The sequence below is a fragment of the Aeromonas schubertii genome, assembly GCF_000820105.1.
Lineage (GTDB): Bacteria > Pseudomonadota > Gammaproteobacteria > Enterobacterales > Aeromonadaceae > Aeromonas > Aeromonas schubertii.
This window is the reverse complement of the sequence record NZ_CDDB01000013.1, coordinates 1-576: the sequence shown is the minus strand read 5'-3', so window position 1 is coordinate 576 and position 576 is coordinate 1. Positions and strand designations below refer to the sequence as shown.

Genomic DNA, 576 nt, shown 5'->3' with positions numbered 1-576 from the left:
GCTGGCGACTCACTAAACCCACAGATTCTGGGACACCCACCATTTTGACAGGGGCGTAGTGGTCTGCTTGGCTTGAAGCATCACTGCCGAGGAACTCGCCATGACCATCGCCCGTTCACGTCAAATCAGCCTGCAGGATACGCCTTACTACCACGTGGTGAGCCGCTGCGTGCGGGAAGAGATTCTGGGACACCCACCATTTTGACAGGGGCGTAGTGCTCTGCTTGGCTTGAAGCCTCACTGCCGAGGAACTCGCCATGACCATCGCCCGTTCACGTCAAATCAGCCTGCAGGATACGCCCTACTACCACGTGGTCAGCCGCTGTGTGCGGCGGGCCTTTCTGTGTGGGGAAGATGCTCATTCTGGGCAGAGCTATGAGCATCGCCGCCAGTGGGTGGTCGAGCGGCTGGGCCAGCTGTCGCGGCTCTTTGCCATCGGCATCTGCGCCTACGCGGTGATGAGCAACCACTACCACCTGGAGATTCTGGGACACCCACCATTTTGACAGGGGCGTAGTGGTCTGCTTGGCTTGAAGCATCACTGCCGAGGAACTCGCCATGACCATCGCCCGTTCA

At 59.4% G+C, this 576-nt stretch carries 1 pseudogene; it reads left to right on the top strand.

Annotated features, from left to right (window positions below):
- Positions 1-257: 257 nt before the first annotated feature.
- Positions 258-479 (top strand): annotated as a pseudogene (locus tag BN1133_RS03285) (transposase); the annotation flags it as partial.
- Between the last annotated feature and the right edge of the window lie 97 nt (positions 480-576).